The organism is Sodalis sp. RH22, from assembly GCF_047324165.1.
Taxonomy (GTDB): domain Bacteria; phylum Pseudomonadota; class Gammaproteobacteria; order Enterobacterales; family Enterobacteriaceae; genus Acerihabitans.
Genome location: NZ_CP178731.1, coordinates 2,257,617 through 2,277,782, shown reverse-complemented (window position 1 = coordinate 2,277,782; position 20,166 = coordinate 2,257,617). Strand labels below are relative to the sequence as shown.

Sequence of the window (20,166 nt, the reverse complement as noted above, 5' to 3'; positions counted from 1 at the left end):
GCGAAACAACGCTGTTTTATGAGCGTTGTTTCAGCGACCGCATTTCACCGCACAGCCTTTGCGAATAAAGCCCGTCGCCGCAATAGGTTATTTCACTATTCCCGCATTTCATTAACACAACGGGTATAATGCCGGGTCCTTTTGTCAGCACTTGCGCTATATTCTTTACATTGCCCGCCCCACGCGGCGCCGGTGCCCGCTTTATCCATAATTATTTTCATTCATCCGAGGTAATCCATTCCAAACGGGGTTGCTCTTGCGTATAGTAAGCACCGTTGTTTTGCGTTGCTGGGATGTACAGTGAGTAATACGTTATTCCGATGGCCGGTACGCGTCTATTATGAAGATACGGACGCCGGGGGTGTGGTTTATCACGCACGCTACGTGGTTTTTTACGAAAGGGCCCGTACCGAAATGCTGCGCCAGCATAATTTCCATCAGCATGCCTTCCTCAGCGAAAATATCGCGTTTGTGGTAAGGCGCATCACGGTGGACTATCTCGCCTCAGCGCGTCTGGACGATTTGCTGCAAGTAGAAAGTGAAATCGTCTCAATGCGCGGTGCCTCTCTGACTTTTGCGCAACGCATCCTGAACGCTGAAGGGCAACTTCTCAGCCAGGCGGATGTTTTGATAGCCTGTATTGATCTACACCAAATGAAGCCTGTCGCGCTTCCTAAGTCTATTGTCGCGGAGTTCAAGCAGTGACTGACATGAACATTTTTGATCTGTTCCTGAAAGCAAGCTTTCTGGTTAAACTGATCATGTTGATTTTAATGTGCTTTTCCATTGCATCCTGGGCGATCATCATCCAGCGCACCCGTATTTTAAACACGGCCACCCGCGAGGCGGAAGCCTTTGAGGACAAATTCTGGTCCGGTATTGAATTGTCCCGCTTGTATCAGGAAAGCCAGACCCGCCGCGACGTGCTGACGGGATCCGAGCAGATTTTTTATTCCGGCTTTAAAGAATTCGCCCGTTTGCACCGCGCCAACAGCCATGCGCCTGAAGCGGTGGTGGAAGGCGCCTCGCGCGCCATGCGGATTTCCATGAACCGCGAGCTGGAAGCGCTGGAAACCCATATTCCTTTCCTCGGCACCGTGGGCTCCATCAGCCCGTATATCGGCTTGTTCGGCACCGTCTGGGGCATCATGCATGCCTTTATCGGCCTGGGCGCGGTTAAGCAGGCCACCCTGCAAATGGTCGCTCCCGGTATCGCCGAAGCGCTGATCGCCACGGCCATCGGCCTGTTCGCCGCTATTCCGGCGGTGATGGCCTATAACCGCCTTAGCCAGCGCGTGAACAAGCTGGACCAGAACTACGACAACTTTACCGAAGAGTTCATCGCCATCCTGCATCGCCAGGCCTTCGCCAGCAGCGATAGCGCTAAGTAGAAGGAGGGGAGAACATGGCCCGCAGACGTGGTCGGAATCAAATTAAGTCGGAAATTAACATTGTTCCACTGCTTGACGTGCTGCTGGTGCTGGTGTTGATTTTCATGGCGACGGCGCCCATTATCACCCAGAGCGTCGAGGTGGATTTGCCCGACGCGACGGATTCAAAAGCGGTCAGCAGCGATGATAATCCGCCGGTGATCGTCGAAGTATCGGGCGTTGGCCAGTACAGCCTGGTGGTGGATCACAACCGTATGGAACAGTTGCCGCCGGAGCAGGTGGTGGCCGAGGCGCGCTCGCGCATTACGGCCAATCCCAAAGCGGTATTCCTTATCGGCGGCGCGAAAGACGTGCCTTATGATGAGATTATCAAGGCGCTGAATTTGCTGCATCAGGCCGGCGTGAAGTCGGTGGGCCTGATGACCCAGCCCATTTAACGGCATGCTGATCATGCGCGATTTAACTGGCAAATCTGTTTGTGGGAATCGATTGTGGTAAAGGCAACCGAACAGAACGATAAGCTCAAACGCGCCATTATTATTTCGATTGTTCTGCATATTCTCCTGATCGGGTTACTGGTCTGGAGTTCCTACACGCAGACTCTCGAATCCAGTGGCGGCGGCGGAGGCGGCTCGTCCATCGACGCGGTTATGGTCGATCCCGGTGCCGTGGTGCAGCAGTATAACCGTCAACAGCAGCAGCAGACGGACGCTCAGCGCGCGTCGCAGCTGCGGGAAAAACAGGCGCAACAGCAGGCGGAAGAGCTGCAGCAAAAGCAGGCCGCCGAGCAGCAGCGCCTGAAAGAATTGGAAAAAGATCGGCTGGCGGCGCAGGAAGCGGCGCAGCAGCAGAAAGAACAGCAGGCGGAGCAGCAAAAACAGGCCGCGGAAGCCGCTAAACAGGCGGCGGAACAAAAGCAGCAGGCGGAAGCCGCCACCCAGCAGGCCAAGGAACAGCAGAAACAGGCGGAAGCCGCGGCAGCCCAGGCCAAGGCCGAGGCGGCGCAGCAGGCCAAAGCCGCCGCCGAAGCGAAAAAACAGGCGGAAGCCGAGGCCAGTAAACAGGCCGCGGCGGCTGCTGCGGCGGCGAAAAAGCAGGCTGACGCGGCAGCGCAGGCCAAGGCCGAGCAGGCCGCCAAGGCGAAAGCCGTAGAAGACGCGAAAAAAGAAGCGGCCGCGGAAGCGGCGGCCGCCAAGGCGGAAGCCGCCAAAGCCGCCGCCGCCGAAAAAGCGGCGGCCACCGCCAAGGCCGACGCGGCCAAAGCGGCCGCCGCCAAAGCCGAAGCGGCCAAGGAAAAAGCGGACGCCGCCGCGGCGGCCAAGGCCGAACAGGCCGCCAAGGATAAAGCCGCCGCCGCGGCTGAAGCCAAGGCCGCCGCCGCCGCCGCTAAAAAAGCGGCCGGGGATGCGAAAAAAGCCGCCGCCGCCGCCGCTGCCAAAGAGTCTAATGAAGTCGATGATTTACTGGGTGGTTTGACCGATTCGAAAAACGCGCCCAAAGCCGGCGGCGGGCCAACCGGGGGCAGTAAGCCGAAAGGCACGGGTGCGAGCAAGGAGAGCGGGGCGTCGGGCGCGGAAATAAATAGTTACGCCGGTCAGGTTAAAGCGGCCATCGAAGCGAAGTTTTACAGCGATCCTTCATTCGCCGGCAAGACATGTGTGTTGCGCCTGAAGCTGGCTCCTGATGGCATGGTCATCTCGGTCTCTTCCGAAGGGGGCGACCCGGCCTTATGCCAGGCGGCTGTCTCGGCGGCGAAACTGGCTAAAATACCGAAACCGCCAAGCCAGGCCGTTTATGAAGTATTCAAAAATGCGCCAATTGATTTTAAACCGCAATAATGGGTAAAGAAGTCAAAATATACCGGTGATGGTTTAAGATTTAGACTATGTTGTCTACCTGATGTATATGGTTTTGTTTACGTGGTTTAGTTAAAATTCTGCTAATTTATCGTGGCGTATCGCCTCGGTATGGGAGATGAAATGAAGCAGGCATTTCGAGTAGCGCTAGGTTTAATGATTTTATGGGCATCCGTGCTGCATGCGGAAGTGCGAATTGAGATCACGCAAGGGGTTGACTCGGCGCGGCCGATTGGCGTGATTCCGTTTAAATGGGCGGGACCGGGCGCCGCGCCCGAGGACATCGGCGGCATTGTCGGCGCGGATTTGCGCAACAGCGGTAAATTTAACCCGATCGATGTGGCGCGTATGCCGCAGCAGCCCGGTACGGCCGCCGAAGTCACACCGGCGGCATGGACCGCCCTGGGTATCGACGCGGTTGTCGTGGGGCAGATCCAACCCAGCGCCGACGGTAATTTTGTCATCTCCTACCAACTGGTTGATACCTCCGGCAACCCCGGCGCGGTATTGGAGCAAAACCAGTTTAAAGTGAAAAAATCCGATCTGCGTTACGGTGCCCATGCCGCCAGCGACGGCGTTTTTGAAAAATTGACCGGGATCAAGGGCGCGTTTCGCACCCGTATCGCTTATGTGGTGCAAACCAACGGCGGGCAGTATCCTTATGAGCTGCGCATAGCCGACTATGACGGGTTCAACCAGTTTGTGGTCCACCGGTCTCCCCAGCCGCTGATGTCGCCGGCCTGGTCGCCTGACGGCAGCAAGGTGGCCTATGTGACGTTTGAAAGCGGACGCTCGGCGCTGGTGGTGCAGGATGTCTATAAACAAACGGTAAGGCAGATTGCCAGCTTCCCGCAGCATAACGGCGCGCCGGCCTTTTCGCCGGACGGCTCCAAGCTGGCTTTCGCCCTGTCGAAATCCGGTAGTTTAAATATTTATGTGATGAATTTAGGCTCCGGCCAAATAACGCAAGTGACCGACGGTCGCAGCAACAACACGGAGCCGACCTGGTTCCCGGATAACCAGACCCTGGCGTATACCTCGGACCAGGGCGGCCGTCCGCAAGTGTATAAAGTGGGTATCAACGGCGGTAGCCCGCAGCGCCTGACCTGGGAAGGTTCCCAGAACCAGGACGCCGACGTGAGCGCGGACGGTAAGTTCCTGGTCATGGTCAGCAGCAACGGCGGCGCTCAGCATATCGCTAAACAAGATCTGGCGACGGGAGCCGTGCAAGTTTTAACGGCCACGTTCCTGGATGAAACACCTAGCCTCGCACCCAATGGCACCATGGTTATCTACAGCTCTACACAAGGGATGGGTTCCGTGCTACAGCTGGTTTCGATTGATGGGCGTTTCAAAGCGCGTCTTCCGGCGACTGATGGACAGGTCAAATTTCCTGCCTGGTCTCCGAATCTGTGATGCATGTGTAAATATGTATGGCAAACTATAAAAGGAAAATGAGATGCAACTGAACAAAGTGCTAAAAGGGCTGATGCTGGCCGTGCCTGTACTGGCTATCGCCGCGTGTAGTTCCCACAAAAGCGCTAACAATGGCGCAGATTCTGCCATGGGCGCTGGCACTGGTATGGACAATGCGAGCGGTGCCAATTCTTCTTCCGAAGAACAAGCGCGTCTGCAGATGCAAGAACTGCAACGGAACAATATCGTTTACTTCGATCTTGATAAGTACGATATCCGTTCTGATTTCGCCCAGATGCTGGACGCACATGCTAACTTCCTGCGCAGCAACCCATCCTATAAAGTGACCGTAGAAGGTCATGCGGATGAACGCGGTACGCCGGAATATAACATCGCCCTGGGCGAACGTCGCGCCAATGCCGTGAAGATGTATCTTCAGGGTAAAGGCGTCTCTGTCGACCAGATCTCTATCGTATCTTACGGTAAAGAGAAGCCGGCTGTGCTGGGACATGACGAATCGGCTTATGCCAAAAACCGTCGTGCCGTACTGGTATACTAAGAGAATTGCATGAGCGGTAACTTCAGACATTACCTGTTAAGTCTGTCGTTGCTGGTTGGCGTAGCGGCCCCTTGGGCCGCTACCGCCCAAGCGCCAATCAGTAATGTCGGCTCCGGCTCGGTGGAAGATCGGGTCACTCAACTTGAGCGTATTTCCAACGCTCACGGTCAGCTATTAACTCAACTTCAGCAACAACTCTCCGACACTCAGCGCGATATCGATTCCTTGCGGGGTCAAATCCAGGAAAGCCAGTACCAGCTTTCGCAAGTGGTGGAGCGCCAGAAACAAATCTATCAGCAAATGGACAGCCTGAGCAGCAAAGGCGGCCAGGATGCGGCTGCGGCCACGCCTGACAGCGGTGCGGACAACAGCGGCGCGGCAACCCCGTCCACTGGCGCCAGCGCCGATGCGGCGGCTCCTGCGGCCTCTTCGGCCGGCGGCAGCACCGGTGACGCCAATACCGATTACAACGCGGCGGTGGCTTTGGTACTGGAGAAAAAACAGTACGATCAGGGCATCACGGCATTCCAGAATTTTGTTAAACGTTATCCGGATTCAACCTACCAGCCCAATGCCAACTACTGGTTGGGTCAGTTGAATTACAACAAAGGTAAAAAGGACGATGCGGCGTATTATTTTGCCCTGGTCGTTAAAAATTACCCCAAATCACCCAAAAGCTCCGAAGCCCTGTTTAAAGTTGGGGTAATCATGCAGGAAAAAGGCCAGACCGACAAAGCCAAGGCCGTTTACCAGCAGGTTATCAAACTTTATCCCAACACGGATTCTGCCAAACAAGCGCAAAAACGCCTGTCCAGTCTTTGAACCATTCAGGCCTCTTGCGGGTATTACCCGCCGGATTCAGGCCTGGATGCTCGAAGATCAAGCAGTTGAACGCTATTGTGCAAATTTAGGTTGCGCAGAAAATTTTAGAAAGTAATATATGCCGCCGTTGCCACGGGAAAGCGTGACATCCCGGGCGCCAGCAAAATACGGATATCAGGGTCGTTAGCTCAGTTGGTAGAGCAGTTGACTTTTAATCAATTGGTCGCAGGTTCGAATCCTGCACGACCCACCAATTTTGCAGATATCAAGCTTTATGAACACCGTCGCTAGTGTGGTATAGCGCAGGAGTTGTGCCAGGTTCGAGCCGAGCGCAGCGAGACAGCGTTGCCGGTACGGCAACGACCCGGAGGGCGAGGCCAAGGCCGAGTCATCCTGCACGACCCACCACTATCCGGTCGCCACACAGTAAATCCCGCCAAGGGGTCGTTAGCTCAGTTGGTAGAGCAGTTGACTTTTAATCAATTGGTCGCAGGTTCGAATCCTGCACGACCCACCATTGTTATAAAATTCCCCAGGTTTGCCTCCACTATACGTATTTACATAGCGCACTCGTCGTGCGGATGAGAACCTGCGCAGGTTCGAGCTGAGCGCAGCGAGACAGCGTTGCCGGTACGGCAACGACCCGCAGGGCGAGGCCAACGGCCGAGTCATCCTGCACGACCCACCATTGTTATAAAATTCCCCAGGTTTGCCTCCACTATACGTATTTACATAGCGCACTCGTCGTGCGGATGAGATCCTGCGCAAGTTCGAGCCGAGCGCAGCGAGACAGCGTTGCCGGTACGGCAACGACCCGCAGGGCGAGGCCAACGGCCGAGTCATCCTGCACGACCCACCATTGTTATAAAATTCCCCAGGTTTGACTCCACTATACGTATTTACATAGCGCACTCGTCGTGCGGATGAGAACCTGCGCAGGTTCGAGCCGAGCGCAGCGAGACAGCGTTATCCACAAGAATTTTGCGACACTGCGCCCTGTATCGCACATATCGACTGGTGCGGCGCCGTAAAATCCATTAATGTTTTGCCTTCAGCGCCTGCCTGCATACCAAAGTCATATTAACTAAACAAAAACACAAAAAAATACAAAATTAACAGGACATTTGGTTAAAAATTGATTATTTTGTTTAGTATATAAAACACACGCGCTGCATAGACTGTGCAAACGCCTTTAACGGCGCCCAGCCCATGCGCGGGAACACAGCAGGATATAAGCAATGAGCGAAGTGTTGGATGTCAATGCGGCCATCTATCCTTTCCCACCCAAACCGCGCGCCCTGAACGCGGATGAAAAAGAATTCTATTACGCCAAGATCGCGCGCTTGCTGAAACAGCGCAACGCCGTGATGGTCGCCCATTATTATACCGACCCGGAAATCCAGGCGCTGGCGGAGGCGACCGGCGGCTGCGTGGCCGATTCGCTTGAAATGGCGCGGTTTGGCAGCACGCATCCCGCCACCACGCTCCTGGTGGCCGGCGTGCGGTTTATGGGGGAAACGGCGAAAATCCTCAGCCCCGAGAAAACGGTGCTGATGCCGACCCTGAAGGCCGAATGTTCGCTGGACCTGGGATGCCCGGTGGACGAGTTCAGCGCGTTTTGCGCCGCCCATCCGGACCGTACCGTGGTGGTCTACGCCAATACCTCGGCGGCGGTTAAAGCGCGCGCCGACTGGGTTGTCACCTCCAGCATCGCCGTTGATCTTATCGAGCATCTTGATAGCCTGGGGGAAAAAATCATCTGGGCGCCGGACCGGCATCTCGGAAGGTATGTACAAAGCCAGACCGGCGCGGATATTTTATGCTGGCAGAGCGCCTGCATCGTCCATGACGAGTTCAAGACCCAGGCATTGCTCAATATGAAACGGCTTTATCCGGACGCGGCGGTACTGGTACACCCTGAATCGCCCCAGGCCATCGTCGCCATGGCCGATGCGGTCGGGTCGACCAGCCAGCTGATCCAGGCGGCAAAAACCCTGCCGCAGCAGCAAATGATCGTCGCGACCGATCGCGGCATATTTTATAAAATGCAGCAGGCCTGTCCGGATAAAACCCTGCTTGAGGCGCCCACCGCCGGTGATGGCGCCACCTGCCGCAGCTGCGCCCATTGCCCCTGGATGGCCATGAACGGCCTGAAAGCCGTCGCTGACGGCCTTGAACAGGGCGGGGCTGCCCATGAGGTCCATGTGCCGGATGAATTGCGTGTCAAGGCGCTGGTGCCGTTAAACCGCATGCTGGCTTTTGCCGCCGAGCTTAAGGTACGGGTTACCGGCAACGCTTAATGATGATGGTGGGCATGGGCCAGCCCGCCGCCGTCGTTGATACCGCAATCGTCCTCGGGGCAGTTGCGGTATTCCATCTGCACGGTGGCATGGCTGATGTGATAATGGTCCAGCAGAAAATGCTGGATTTGATGCAGCAGCGCATCATGATCATAGGGCGGAATCACCTGCGCATGCAGGGTCATCACCGGTTTTTCGCCCACTTGCCAGATATGGACATGATGGATATTGCGCACCTCGGGAATATTCAGCGACAGATCCCGTTTCAGTTTCTCGATATCTATGCGGCTGGGCGTGCCCTCGAGCAGCTCATGGAGGCTTTCGCGCATCAGCCGCCAACCGCTGCGCAGCACCAGGCACGAGACCAGGATGGATAAGATCGGATCGATGGGCATCCAGCCGGTCATCAATATCACCACCGCCGCGATAATCGCCCCGACCGATCCCAATAAATCCCCCAGCACATGCAGCGCGGCGGCGCGCAGGTTGATGTTTTTTTCACCTTCTCCCCCATGCAGCAGCACGAAAGACAGCAGGTTGGCCAACAGGCCGGCAACGGCGATAATCATCATGGTCCAGCCGGCCACCGGATGGGGTTGGTAAAAACGCCGTATCGCCTCCCAGACAATCAGCGCGGTAATCAACAGCAGAGCCAGCGCGTTCACGAAGGCCGCCAGGGTGGTCAATCTCAGGTAGCCGAAGGTATGGCTGCTGCTGGGTTTACGTTGGGCGAACCGTACCGCCAGCAAGGCCATCAACAACGCGGCGGCGTCGGTCAGCATATGCCCCGCATCGGCCAGCAGCGCCAGCGATCCCGACAGCAGCCCGCCCGCCACTTCCACGGCCATAAAAACAGCCGTTACGGCAAAGGCCGCCATCAGGCGTTTATTATTGTTGTTCGCCTGCGTCCCATGCTCCTGGGCATGGGATGGCGAAGGGTTATGTGTCGATGCCATGCATTTTCCTGTAAAAGCGCAACCTGTCTACCAAGATAGTAGCCGAGAAACGAAGGGTTGCCGTAGGGATTTCTCAGGTTATTATGGTAACGGCGGCGGTAATAATAAATGCCGCGGGCGGCGGAACGTTGCGCCGGTTTGGCGCCTTGATGCTATTCTTTATAACAAACGCGCTGGATAATGCCGCTCAGCAGCCATAATACATAAAAAAAGAAACCAGGCTGTAACCTGATTTCTCTTGAAAAAGCTGAATAATAAAGCAGGGGGAAGCCTGCCGGTTCAGTTTTTAATTGGTGGTGCCGTCGGTTTTAGTGGCCTCGGTAGTGCCGCTTTGGCCGGTTTCAACTTTGGAATTGGTGTCCGGGCAACGGCCGTCTTTACACATGGTATTTTTGTGTACCTCGGAGGCGTTTAAATCAGAGGTGGCGTCGGTGCTGCCGGTCTTGGAGGTATCGGTGCCGCCGGTATTGATTTTGTCGTTGCTGACGCCATTTGGCGCGGTATTCTCTTTAGAACCGGCACCGCCAGATTGGTTTTGCTGGCCATTATTGGAATTGGTGCTGCCGGCTGCTGTAGAATCTGCAGCCATGGCCGCACCGCTGCCCAGGGTCATTACAGCGGTAATAAACAACATTGCCATTTTCTTCGTGGTAGTGGTTTGCATATTATTTTCCCTCTTTCGTGCCAGGGGTGATTATCAAACCCGCATTTTGACATGTTTAGCGGGCGCAAAACCTCACCGAGGCGCACCCAATGGCCTCGCAAGGAAATGGTAAGCCGAAAGAGCGGGGCTTTTAAGTTCCCGTTATCGTTGGCTTATCACTATTTAAGGATAGCCAAGAATCGGGAGTTATCAAATTTCAAGGCAATTTACTGGCGAAAGGCTTGAAAGCATGTGTACAGTATCAATCCCGCCAGTGAGATTAAACGGCAAAAATTCAAGATGTTATGAATAAGCGCAGCCGCGTGGAGAGAAAACGGACCCCCTATGAATTACCTTAACGACGATCTAAGAATTAAAGATATTAAAGAGTTACTGCCGCCGGTGGCGCTGCTGGAAAAATTCCCCGCCACCGAGCGCGCCGCCAGGACGGTATCAAGCGCCCGCGCCGCAATTCACAAGATCCTCAAGGGCAACGACGACCGCCTGCTGGTGGTTATCGGTCCCTGCTCGATTCATGATACCGCGGCGGCCACAGAATATGCCGCGCGTTTGCTTGCTTTGCGCCAGCAGCTGAGCGGCGATCTGGAAATAGTGATGCGGGTATATTTTGAGAAACCGCGCACCACCGTAGGCTGGAAAGGGCTTATCAATGACCCGCTAATGGATAACAGCTTCCAGATTAACCAGGGCCTGCGCATTGCCCGTAAACTCCTGCTGGACATTAACGATACCGGCCTGCCGGCGGCCGGCGAGTTCCTGGATATGATCACCCCGCAGTACGTCGCGGATCTGATGAGCTGGGGCGCCATCGGCGCGCGCACCACCGAATCACAGGTGCATCGCGAGCTGGCCTCAGGCCTCTCCTGTCCGGTGGGTTTTAAAAACGGCACCGACGGCACCATCAAGGTCGCCATTGACGCTATCAATGCCGCCGGCGCCGCCCATTGTTTTTTGTCGGTGACCAAGTGGGGCCATTCCGCCATCGTCAACACCAGCGGCAATAGCGACTGCCATATTATCTTGCGCGGCGGCAGGGAGCCGAATTACAGCGCTCACCATGTTAACGCGGTAAAAGTGGGGCTGGCCAAGGCCAACCTGCCCGCCCAGGTGATGATAGATTGCAGCCACGCTAACAGCAGCAAGCAGTACAAAAAACAAATGGAGGTCGCGCAGGATGTCTGCACGCAGCTGACGGCGGGCGAAAAGGGCATTATCGGCGTCATGGTGGAAAGCCACCTGGTGGAGGGTAACCAGAGCCTTGAGAGCGGTGAACCCCTGGTTTATGGCAAAAGCATTACCGATGCCTGCATAGGCTGGCCGGATACCGAAGCGATGTTAAACCAATTGGCCCAGGCGGTACGGGCACGGCGTCTGGCGGCGGGCCGGGACGTTAACCCTGCTGCCTGAAAGGATATTGCCGGATGATGCTTATCCGGCAAATAACGCGGATTTGCGGCGTTTATTCTCCCGGCGCGGGCGCCGGGAGGATTTACAGGGTTATTTCGCTTTACCCTGGTTGGCTACTGCGGCGGCCTTGGCGGCGATTTCCGCGGCGTTGCCCAGATAGTAATGCTTCACAGGTTTCATGTTTTCGTCGAACTCATACACCAGCGGTACGCCGGTCGGGATATTCAGCTCAAGAATCTCTTCTTCGCTCATATTATCCAGAAATTTCACCAAGGCGCGGATCGAGTTGCCGTGCGCGGCGATAATGACGCGCTCGCCTTTTTTCATGCGCGGTAAAATTGTATCGTTCCAGTAGGGGGTGACGCGCTCAATGGTCAGCGCCAGGCTTTCGGTGGTCGGCAGCTCTTCCGCGGTCAGTTTAGCGTAGCGGGGATCATGGCCGGGGAAACGTTCGTCATCGCGGCTCAATTCCGGCGGTGTGACGGCAAAACCACGACGCCATTGCTTTACCTGTTCGTCGCCGTATTTTTCAGCGGTTTCCGATTTGTTCAGACCCTGCAACGCGCCGTAATGGCGTTCATTCAGGCGCCAGGATTTTTCCACCGGCAGCCAGGCCTGATCCAGTTCGTCCAGAATGTTCCACAGAGTATGGATGGCGCGCTTTAAAACGGAAGTATAAGCAAAATCGAAGATAAAACCTTCTTCCTTCAGCTGCTTACCCGCTTGTTTCGCTTCAGTACGGCCTTTGTCGGACAGATCGACGTCCGTCCAGCCGGTGAAACGATTTTCATTGTTCCACTGGCTTTCACCGTGTCGTACCAGAACCAGTTTCGTTACAGCCATCGCTTGACTCCTTAAAGTCTAAAGATTTTTATGAATACTATTAGCATTATATTGCCTGGCCGGGTGGGGCGGCAACCGCATAAGGTCAAACATAGCGAAATAAATGGTTCAGCGATAGCAGTCAGAGCGCGACAAACTGATAACGGGTTGATGAATGATAAGTTTCACCGGGTTTTAGCCAACAATCCGGCTGTGGCCATTCCGGATGGTTAGGGCTGTCCGGCAGGAATTCGCTTTCCAGCGCCACGCCGCTGTAGTTCTGATAATCGCCGCCCTGGCGCGCCGGCGTGCCGGCCAGGAAATTGCCGGTATAAAGCTGTAGCGCCGGCGCGGTGGTATACACTTTCAGCAAGACCTGATTATCCGCCGACCACAACTGGGCGGCCGGCGTCTCGCCGTCAGTGCAAGCGGGGTAGAGCAGATAGGCGTGATCATAGCCTTTCATGCGCTGCTGATCGCGATCGCGCAGGAAATCCCTGGCGATGGTCTTGGGCTGGCGAAAATCCATGCCGGTATTTTCCACATCGGTTAACGGCGCGCAGGGAATGCCTTCGCTGTCCACCGGCAGGTATTGCGTGGCGTAAATCTGCAGTTTTTGCTGGCGCACATCGCTATTGGCGCCGTCCAGATGGAAATAAGCATGGTTGGTCAGGTTTACCGGGCACGCTTTATCCACCGTCGCCCGATAGTCAATGGCCACCTGGCCGTCGTCGTTAACGGTATAGCGCACTTCGGCGACCAGATTACCCGGAAACCCCTGATCGCCGTCGGCGGATTGCAGCCGGAACAGCACTGAGGTCTGGGTATGTTCGACGCATAACCAGCGGCGGGCGTGGAATCCCTGCGGACCGCCGTGCAGCTGATGGGCGCCCTGATTGGCGCTGAGCGGCCAGGTGCCGCCGCTACGGGTCAGGGTGGCATTGGCGATACGGTTGGCATAGCGGCCGACGGTGGCACCCAGGTAGGCCGTCTGGCGGGTATATTCCTCCGGCGACGGACAGCCCAGGAGCACCTCGCGCTTATTGCCGGATTTCAGCGGCAGCTGGCACGAAAGCCAGGTGGCGCCCCAATCCATCAGCGTAATCTGCATCCCCTGTTCGGTTCCCAGGGTGACGCATTGGAATGGCTGGCCGTCAGGGGCGATACCTGATTCATACTCTTTTAGCATATGGCTGTTCCTTCACTCGCGTGACATACATAAAACGCCTCTTTCAGGCCGGTTTTTTGCTGATACTGGCTGGCGACCGCCTGGCGCACCGCGTCAACGAGGTCCGTCGGCATCAGCGCCACCACGCATCCGCCAAAACCACCGCCGGTCATACGCACGCCGCCCCGATCGCCGATTTCTCGCTTCACGATGTCCACCAGGGTATCGATGGGCGGCACGGTAATCTCAAAGTCGTCGCGCATCGAGGCATGGGACTGCGCCATCAGGGTGCCCATCAGGGTCAAATCGCCCGCGGCCAGGGCATCCGCCGCCGCCAGCGTGCGCGCGTTTTCCGTCAGGACATGGCGCACGCGCTTAGCGACAACTGGATCCAATTCATGCTCAACGGCGGCGAACTGGCTTAATTCCACATCGCGCAGCTTATCGGCGGTAAAAAAACGCGCGCCGGTTTCGCATTGTTCGCGGCGGGCATTGTATTCACTGTCCACCAGACCGCGTTTGACGTTGGAATTGATAATCACCACCGCCACGTTATCCGGCATCGGCACCGCGCGTGTGCCCAGGGTGCGGCAATCGATCAGCAGCGCGTGGTTATCCTTGCCCAGCGCGGAGATCAGCTGATCCATAATGCCGCAGTTACAGCCGACAAACTGGTTCTCCGCTTCCTGGCCGTTCAGCGCCAGGGCGACGTTATCCAGCGCCAGGTGATAAAGCGTTTGTATCGCCTTGCCCACCGCCACTTCCAGCGAGGCCGACGAGCTTAAGCCCGCGCCCTGCGGGACGTTGCCGCTCAGCACCAGATCGGCGCCGCCGAAGTGCGGGTCGCGTTGCTGTAAATGTTTGATCACGCCGCGCACATAATTGGACCATTGCTGGGTCGGATGAGACAAAATTGGCTCATCCAGGGAAAAAATGTCTTGCTCGCCGTCACAATCCACGGCAATAACCCGGATTTGACGATCATCACGTTTTGCCGCGCTTACAACCGTGGCGTAGTCAATGGCGCACGGCAGTACAAAACCGTCATTATAGTCGGTGTGTTCGCCAATCAGATTAACGCGCCCGGGAGCCTGTACCGTGAGGGTGGCGTCATAGCCGTAGGTCTGGCGGAAAACAGCTTCGGTGGTGTTTTTTAAGGTCATTGTGCTACTCCGGATTCCCGAAAATGAATATCGCTGACCGCGCGCAGGCGATCGCTGGCTTGTTCAGCGGTCAGGTCACGCTGGGTTTCCGCCAGCATTTCATAACCAACCATAAATTTCCGCACCGTTGCCGAACGTAACAGGGGCGGATAAAAGTGTGCGTGCAGCTGCCAGTGGCTATTGTCCTGCTCAAGATAGGGCGCGCCGTGCCAGCCCATCGAATAAGGAAAGGAGCAGTTGAACAAATTATCGTAACGGCTGGTCAGCTTTTTAATGGCCACGGCCAGATCGGCGCTTTGCGCGGGGTCCAGGTCGTCCAGACGCAACACATGGGCCTTGGGCAGCAGCAGGGTTTCAAACGGCCAGGCCGCCCAGTAGGGCACCACCGCCAGCCAGTGTTCGGTTTCCACCACCGTGCGCGCGCCGTCCGCCAGTTCCAGCTTCAGGTAATCCATCAGCAGCGGGGAATGCTGCTGCAAGAAGTAGTCGCGCTGCAGCCGGTCTTCGCGCTCGGCCTCGTTGGGCAAAAAGCTGTTGGCCCAGATCTGGCCGTGCGGATGGGGGTTGGAGCATCCCATGGCCGCGCCTTTATTTTCAAATACCTGCACCCAGGGATAGCGCTGTCCCAGATCGGCGCTTTGTTCCTGCCAGGTCTTGATCACGGCTTCCAGCGCCGGCAAAGATAACTCCGGCAGGGTTTTGCTGTGATCGGGGGAAAAACAGATAACGCGACTGGTGCCGCGCGCGCTTTCACAGCGCATCAGGGGATTATCGCCGGCCGGGGCGTCCGGGGTATCCGTCATCAGCGCGGCAAAATCATTGGTAAATACGTAGGTGGTGGTGTAGTCGGGGTTTTTATCGCCCGATACGCGGGTATTGCCCGGACAGAGAAAACAGTCGGGGTCGTGCCGGGGCAACGTTTGCACCGACGGCGTTTCCTGCTGGCCCTGCCACGGGCGCTTGGCGCGGTGCGGCGAGACCAGAACCCATTGTCCGCTGAGCGGATTGTACCGCCGATGGGGATGATCGACGGGGTTAAAATGTTGCATACTTTCTCCTGAAACTCAATCCGGATAACCGTTCGGGTGGCGCGACTGCCAGCGCCAGGTATCGGCGGCCATCTCTTCCAGCGAGCGGCTGACCCGCCAGTGCAAATCACGCGCGGCTTTATCCGGCGCGGCCCAATAGGCGGCCAGATCGCCTTCGCGGCGCGGCGCGAAATGATATGGCACCGGTTTGCCGCAGGCGTTGCTAAAGGCTTTCACCACGTCCAGCACGCTGTACCCGACGCCGGCGCCAAGATTATAAATATGGGTGCCGGGTTTATCCCGCAGCGCCTTCAGCGCCGCGACATGGCCGTCCGCCAGATCCATGACATGAATATAGTCGCGTACGCCGGTGCCGTCATGGGTGGGGAAATCATTACCGAAGATGGCCAGTGATGGACGGCGCCCCACCGCAACCTGGGCGATAAACGGCATCAGGTTGTTGGGAATGCCCTGCGGGTCTTCGCCCATATCGCCGGAGGGATGGGCGCCGGCCGGATTGAAATAGCGTAATAATGTCATGCTCCACTCCGGCTGCGCGCGCTGCGCGTCCGCCAGGATCTGCTCGACCATCAGCTTGCTGCGGCCATAGGGGCTGGAAGGCTGGCCGGTGGGAAGGCTTTCGTCATAGGGGACCACGGGCTGATCGCCGTATACGGTGGCCGAAGAGCTGAAGATCAGGTTCCTGACGCCCGCCTCGCGCATGGCGGCCACCAGCGTCAGGGTGCCGCAGACATTGTTATCATAGTAGTCGATGGGTTTTTGCACCGATTCGCCCACCGCTTTCAAACCGGCGAAATGGATCACGGCATCGATGGCATGCTCGGCAAAAATGCGTGCCAATAACGCCTTATCTCGGACATCGCCGTGGTAAAACGCGGGTGTTATCTTGCTGAGGCGCGCCATTGTTTCAAGCACGCTGCGTTTGCTATTGCTCAGGTTATCCAAAATGACCGGGCTGAAACCGGCAGCGCTCAACTGCAGGCAGGTATGACTACCAATGTAACCGCTACCACCCGTGACTAATATAGACATTTATGACTCCTGTAACCTTTCATCGCGGTAAATTAGCATGGCTAAAACCGAAAAAAGGTGATCGTACCGATAAAAAATGAAATCGATTACACTCAATATTAGCGCATTTTCGCGCGCCATGCCTCAGGCAAAATCAGAGGTTGGCCAGGATAATCACGAAGGAATGAGGAAGGCCGGCCGGAAAAGGGGAGAGCGTTCCCACCGGCCTATCATCCGCATCGCCGCCAGGCAGGGCGGCGATGCGGGGTTAACGTCGCGCCGGAGCGCTAACGGCGCAGGTCATCGATCTGATAGCGATAGGCATCATCCTGGGGGACGAACGTCAGCCGGTGCGTAATACAGTGCGGGGCATCTTCCGCGTGATGGGAAACAAACAGCAGCTGCGTTTCGCCTTCGCCGATCAGCACGTCGATCCAACGGCGCACCAACTGCCGGTTAAGGGGGTCCAGCCCTTGCAGCGGCTCGTCAAGAATCAGCAGGGCGGGGTGCTTGACCAGGGCGCGGGCGATAAGCGTCAGGCGCTGCTGTCCCCAGGATAAGCCGTGAAACGGCGCATCCGCCGTCGCCTCCAGCCCCAGCAGTCGCAGCCATTGGCCGGTCAGCTGCTGCTGGCGGTCGGACACCGCCTGGTAGACGCCGATGGAATCAAAAAAGCCGGATAAAATCACGCTGCGCGCGCTGGCGCTGACCCGGTAATCCAGATGCAGGCTGCTGCTGACATAGCCGATATGCCGTTTAATATCCCAAATCGTTTCGCCGCTGCCGCGGCGGCGGCCGAACAGCGTCAGGTCATTGCTGTAACCCTGGGGATGATCGCCGGTTACCAGGCTGAGCAGGGTTGATTTGCCGGCGCCGTTCGGCCCGACAATTTGCCAGTGCTGGCCGGGCAATACCTCCCAGTCAAGATGATGCAGGATCGGCCGATCCTGGTAGGAGACCACGCCGTTGCGCAGGGTAATCAGCGGCCGGTCGGCGGGCAGGGCGACGTTTAGCCTGGGCGCTTCGGTTTCCGGCAGGCGCATGCCGGAAAGGGATTCCGCGTGCGCCAGCTGCGCCACCAGCGCCTCGGCCAAAAGCGTGGCGCGATCGCCGGTACAGGTTAAGGCGCAATCCACCAGGATGCCGACGTTATCGATATAGTCGGGGATATCGTCAAACCGGTTAAGCACCAGCACCAGGGTCATGGACCTGTCCGCCAGGACGCGCAGCATATCGCCGAGCTGCGCCCGGGAGGCGACATCCAATCCGTCGAAGGGCTCATCCAGGATCAACAGGTCCGGCCGGGCCATCAGCGCCTGGCACAGCAGGGTTTTACGCGTTTCACCCGTCGACAGGTATTTAAAGCGGCGCGATAGCAAATGCGTTATGCCAAACCGCCCGGCCAGTTCATGGCATAACGCCGCGTCACTGATATCCTGCTGAATGATTTCTGCGGTGGTACGCCCGGTGTCCTCCTCGCCATCGCTCAGCAGATCGGTATTGTTGCGTTGCCATTCCTGCTCGACCAGTTTTTGCAACTGCTCCAGTGAAAGCCGGGAGATGCGTTGATAATCGCTTTGCCTCAGGCCGGACAACACCGCCAAATTACCGGCCAGGGCGCGGGCCAGGGCGGACTTGCCGCTGCCGTTGGCGCCGACAAAGGCCCAGCGCTCTGCGCTGCGCAGCGTCAATTCTCCGATAGTTAACCGGCGTGTATCGCTAAGACGAAACGACCCTTGCGAAATATGCAATGACGACATTGATTGTTCCTTTTTATGCAACTTATGTCGTCAGCATCTTTTTTTTACCGCCTAAAGTCAATGCGCGGGCGCGCTTTCAGCACAGCGTGGCGATGATGACCTGGTCGGCGTTAAAATATGCTGTGATTGGCAGTCCCGCCGACAAATGTTGTTCGGCCGCCGCATTTTTTGGCAAGGTGGCGCAGACGATTTCCCCGCCGGCAAGCTTCAGCAGCGCCTCGTCGTTCTCCTCGCCTTCTTCCAGATGGGCCAGGGTGCCGTGCAAGACATTATCGGCGCCGGGGACGGCGACATGGCCCGCGCGCACCGACACCCAGGGCGCTTTGATAAGCAGCAGCACTTCCTTCCCCGGCGCCAGCTGCAACCGGTCGGCGCTTTGCTGCGTCAGGGCCACCGCCAGCCGTGTGCGCCCATCCGCCAGCAGGATATCGACGTGTTGCTGCACCTGCTGATGGCTGCGCGTGAGCACGGTGCCGAAAAATTGGTTGCGGGCGCTGGTCTGCAGCGAAAAGCGCGAAATGGCCGCCAACAGGCTATCAAGCGGTAACGGGTCGTCCTGCAGCACGTCAAAGGCCTTTTGCTGGATTTGCCCCAACAGGTCGTAAAGCTGCAGCAGCCGCTCCGCATACCGCGTCAGGGTGGCGCCGCCGCCGCCTTTGCCGCCGGTGGCGCGTTCCACCAGGGTCTGCTCCGCCAGTTCGTTCATGGCGCTGATGGCGTCCCAGGCGCTTTTATAGCTGATGCCCGCCAGTTTTGCGCCCTGGCTGATGGAGCCGGTGTGTTTGATCTGCTTGAGCAGGGCGATGCGCCGCGGATCGGCAAAAAGGCGTTGCTGGAGTTTCAGGGTTAAAAGAATTTCGGCCTGCATGCCTGTGCGCCTTGTATGAGATTAAACGTTGCGCTGGGTGACGCGCGTTGATGGCTACGAATTGTCGCCGATCTTACGCCGGCGGGCAAATGACCTGTCGCCGCGCGTGCGCTTTCTGCGGGGTATAACATAAAAAGCCTAAGTTGCCGCGCCATAAACTGGTATAAAGGGGGATAAGCATAGCAACATCGCCGGCGGCAGCGGCATGATACGAGGTGAAGATGTTAGAATTACTGGAAAGTTTGCTAATGGTAGTGCTGATGGTGCCCATCGTGATGGTGATCATTCTTGGATCAATCTATGGCCTGGGTGAGCTGTTTAACATTATCTCGAAAATCGGCCAGCCTAAACAGAAGCGTGATCCCCATGCCGATGATAAGCGCGGTGCCGATGCGCATTAATGGTGACGGGCCTGTGCCGCTTTGGTGGTAATCATTCGCGCGGTGAGCCTGTTTTGCCAATAAAGCCCCGTTTCGGGGCTTTTTCATGCCGGTTTATCAATGAAGTTATTATCGGTAACCCGAAAGCATCTACGTATCTGTTGTTCTTTATGTATTGTGCGGGATTGCCTGGAAGAGAGTTAAGGATATTTTCTTTTAGGTGTATGCCGCCGGTGGCGCCTGTATCAATAAGTAAGTGATGGATGACTTCACCGTTTATATTTAATGTAGTTAATGGCTCACAAATATTACTGAATATGATATTGCTTTTTACAGCATAACACGCAGGCGCAGTTAACATTATTACCATGAGTAAGGATGATCTTAAAGCGGTATTCATCATTTTCTATTCCTAAATGCGTTGCCAGTACTTCAATACTAATGCCCATTTCATTCAGTGTTCGCCGGGACCATGCGCCATTTTTTCTATGCTTTAGTCTAGGCGCTCGGTAGATTTTCTTTTTCGTTAAACATTCATTTAAGATTCAGTGATAGTATCATTTTTGAACGAAGC

Annotated in this window: 20 protein-coding genes, 2 tRNA genes and 3 other RNA genes; 15 read left to right on the top strand and 10 right to left on the bottom strand. The window is 56.5% G+C overall.

Features of this window, described 5'->3' with window-relative positions; translation table 11 throughout:
• Nucleotides 1–300: 300 nt before the first annotated feature.
• The 13 genes from ybgC (at nt 301) to nadA (ending at nt 8,344) form a co-directional block, all read left to right on the top strand.
• On the top strand, nt 301–705 hold the full coding sequence (gene ybgC, locus ACL2XN_RS10340; RefSeq protein WP_410016038.1) for a tol-pal system-associated acyl-CoA thioesterase: 405 nt from the start codon (nt 301–303) through the stop codon (nt 703–705).
• Entirely contained in the window at nt 702–1,391 is a 690-nt protein-coding gene (tolQ, locus tag ACL2XN_RS10335; protein WP_331121173.1) for a Tol-Pal system protein TolQ, read from the top strand. Before ybgC ends, tolQ begins: the two co-directional genes overlap by 4 nt.
• Before the next feature lie 14 nt (nt 1,392–1,405).
• The gene (tolR, locus tag ACL2XN_RS10330) at nt 1,406–1,828 is read left to right on the top strand and encodes a colicin uptake protein TolR (RefSeq protein ID WP_410016037.1); all 423 of its coding nucleotides are present in this window, start codon (nt 1,406–1,408) and stop codon (nt 1,826–1,828) included.
• A 54-nt stretch (nt 1,829–1,882) separates the two neighbouring features.
• Nucleotides 1,883–3,229: a cell envelope integrity protein TolA gene (gene tolA / locus ACL2XN_RS10325; protein WP_410016036.1), complete on the top strand. Its 1,347-nt coding sequence runs from the start codon at nt 1,883–1,885 to the stop codon at nt 3,227–3,229.
• Nucleotides 3,230–3,370: 141 nt separating this feature from the next.
• Nucleotides 3,371–4,663 carry a Tol-Pal system beta propeller repeat protein TolB gene (tolB, locus tag ACL2XN_RS10320; RefSeq protein ID WP_410016035.1) on the top strand — a complete coding sequence of 431 codons (1,293 nt, stop codon included), beginning with the start codon at nt 3,371–3,373 and terminating at the stop codon, nt 4,661–4,663.
• Nucleotides 4,664–4,706: 43 nt separating this feature from the next.
• Nucleotides 4,707–5,222 (top strand): peptidoglycan-associated lipoprotein Pal, encoded by a 516-nt coding sequence (pal, locus tag ACL2XN_RS10315; RefSeq protein ID WP_410016034.1) that lies wholly within the window; start codon nt 4,707–4,709, stop codon nt 5,220–5,222.
• Between the two features lie 9 nt (nt 5,223–5,231).
• A complete protein-coding gene (gene cpoB, locus ACL2XN_RS10310) occupies nt 5,232–6,044 on the top strand; it encodes a cell division protein CpoB (protein ID WP_413722320.1) in 813 nt (270 codons plus the stop codon).
• A gap of 177 nt (nt 6,045–6,221) precedes the next feature.
• Nucleotides 6,222–6,297: transfer RNA gene (locus tag ACL2XN_RS10305), tRNA-Lys, on the top strand.
• A gap of 23 nt (nt 6,298–6,320) precedes the next feature.
• Nucleotides 6,321–6,452, top strand: a non-coding RNA gene (locus tag ACL2XN_RS10300) — RtT sRNA.
• Nucleotides 6,453–6,485: 33 nt separating this feature from the next.
• Nucleotides 6,486–6,561: transfer RNA gene (locus ACL2XN_RS10295), tRNA-Lys, on the top strand.
• 44 nt (nt 6,562–6,605) lie between these two features.
• Nucleotides 6,606–6,732, top strand: a non-coding RNA gene (locus ACL2XN_RS10290) — RtT sRNA.
• Nucleotides 6,733–6,776: 44 nt separating this feature from the next.
• Nucleotides 6,777–6,903, top strand: a non-coding RNA gene (locus ACL2XN_RS10285) — RtT sRNA.
• A gap of 379 nt (nt 6,904–7,282) precedes the next feature.
• Nucleotides 7,283–8,344 carry a quinolinate synthase NadA gene (gene nadA / locus ACL2XN_RS10280; RefSeq protein WP_413727042.1) on the top strand — a complete coding sequence of 354 codons (1,062 nt, stop codon included), beginning with the start codon at nt 7,283–7,285 and terminating at the stop codon, nt 8,342–8,344.
• Here nadA and zitB read toward each other — a convergent pair.
• Entirely contained in the window at nt 8,341–9,300 is a 960-nt protein-coding gene (zitB, locus tag ACL2XN_RS10275; protein ID WP_413722322.1) for a CDF family zinc transporter ZitB, read from the bottom strand. The two genes, nadA and zitB, sit on opposite strands and share 4 nt — an antisense overlap.
• A 286-nt stretch (nt 9,301–9,586) precedes the next feature.
• A complete protein-coding gene (locus tag ACL2XN_RS10270) occupies nt 9,587–9,964 on the bottom strand; it encodes a protein YbgS (protein WP_410016030.1) in 378 nt (125 codons plus the stop codon).
• Nucleotides 9,965–10,288: 324 nt separating this feature from the next.
• Here ACL2XN_RS10270 and aroG point away from each other — a divergent pair, with 324 nt between their 5' ends.
• Nucleotides 10,289–11,371, top strand: coding sequence for a 3-deoxy-7-phosphoheptulonate synthase AroG (aroG, locus tag ACL2XN_RS10265; RefSeq protein WP_413722323.1), 1,083 nt, complete (start codon nt 10,289–10,291; stop codon nt 11,369–11,371).
• A 90-nt stretch (nt 11,372–11,461) separates the two neighbouring features.
• Here aroG and gpmA read toward each other — a convergent pair whose 3' ends face one another.
• The 7 genes from gpmA to modE all read right to left on the bottom strand — a co-directional run bounded on the left by gpmA (nt 11,462) and on the right by modE (nt 19,212).
• Complete coding sequence (gene gpmA / locus ACL2XN_RS10260) at nt 11,462–12,214, bottom strand: 2,3-diphosphoglycerate-dependent phosphoglycerate mutase (RefSeq protein ID WP_410016028.1); 753 nt, start codon at nt 12,212–12,214, stop codon at nt 11,462–11,464.
• A gap of 121 nt (nt 12,215–12,335) precedes the next feature.
• Nucleotides 12,336–13,382 (bottom strand): galactose-1-epimerase, encoded by a 1,047-nt coding sequence (gene galM / locus ACL2XN_RS10255; RefSeq protein WP_410016027.1) that lies wholly within the window; start codon nt 13,380–13,382, stop codon nt 12,336–12,338.
• Nucleotides 13,376–14,524 (bottom strand): galactokinase, encoded by a 1,149-nt coding sequence (gene galK, locus ACL2XN_RS10250; RefSeq protein ID WP_413730748.1) that lies wholly within the window; start codon nt 14,522–14,524, stop codon nt 13,376–13,378. Before galK ends, galM begins: the two co-directional genes overlap by 7 nt.
• Nucleotides 14,521–15,573 carry a galactose-1-phosphate uridylyltransferase gene (gene galT, locus ACL2XN_RS10245; protein ID WP_410016025.1) on the bottom strand — a complete coding sequence of 351 codons (1,053 nt, stop codon included), beginning with the start codon at nt 15,571–15,573 and terminating at the stop codon, nt 14,521–14,523. The genes galK and galT overlap by 4 nt, the downstream gene beginning before the upstream one ends.
• 15 nt (nt 15,574–15,588) lie before the next feature.
• Nucleotides 15,589–16,605 (bottom strand): UDP-glucose 4-epimerase GalE, encoded by a 1,017-nt coding sequence (galE, locus tag ACL2XN_RS10240; protein WP_413730746.1) that lies wholly within the window; start codon nt 16,603–16,605, stop codon nt 15,589–15,591.
• A 266-nt stretch (nt 16,606–16,871) separates the two neighbouring features.
• Nucleotides 16,872–18,344 carry a molybdate ABC transporter ATP-binding protein ModF gene (gene modF / locus ACL2XN_RS10235; protein WP_413730744.1) on the bottom strand — a complete coding sequence of 491 codons (1,473 nt, stop codon included), beginning with the start codon at nt 18,342–18,344 and terminating at the stop codon, nt 16,872–16,874.
• 76 nt (nt 18,345–18,420) lie between these two features.
• Nucleotides 18,421–19,212 carry a molybdenum-dependent transcriptional regulator gene (gene modE, locus ACL2XN_RS10230; RefSeq protein ID WP_410016022.1) on the bottom strand — a complete coding sequence of 264 codons (792 nt, stop codon included), beginning with the start codon at nt 19,210–19,212 and terminating at the stop codon, nt 18,421–18,423.
• A gap of 221 nt (nt 19,213–19,433) precedes the next feature.
• Here modE and ACL2XN_RS10225 point away from each other — a divergent pair, with 221 nt between their 5' ends.
• A complete protein-coding gene (locus ACL2XN_RS10225) occupies nt 19,434–19,613 on the top strand; it encodes an AcrZ family multidrug efflux pump-associated protein (RefSeq protein ID WP_410016021.1) in 180 nt (59 codons plus the stop codon).
• A 31-nt stretch (nt 19,614–19,644) separates the two neighbouring features.
• On the opposite strand, the gene ACL2XN_RS10220 is transcribed toward ACL2XN_RS10225, so the two are convergent.
• A complete protein-coding gene (locus tag ACL2XN_RS10220; protein ID WP_413727039.1) occupies nt 19,645–19,995 on the bottom strand; it encodes a hypothetical protein in 351 nt (116 codons plus the stop codon).
• Between the last annotated feature and the right edge of the window lie 171 nt (nt 19,996–20,166).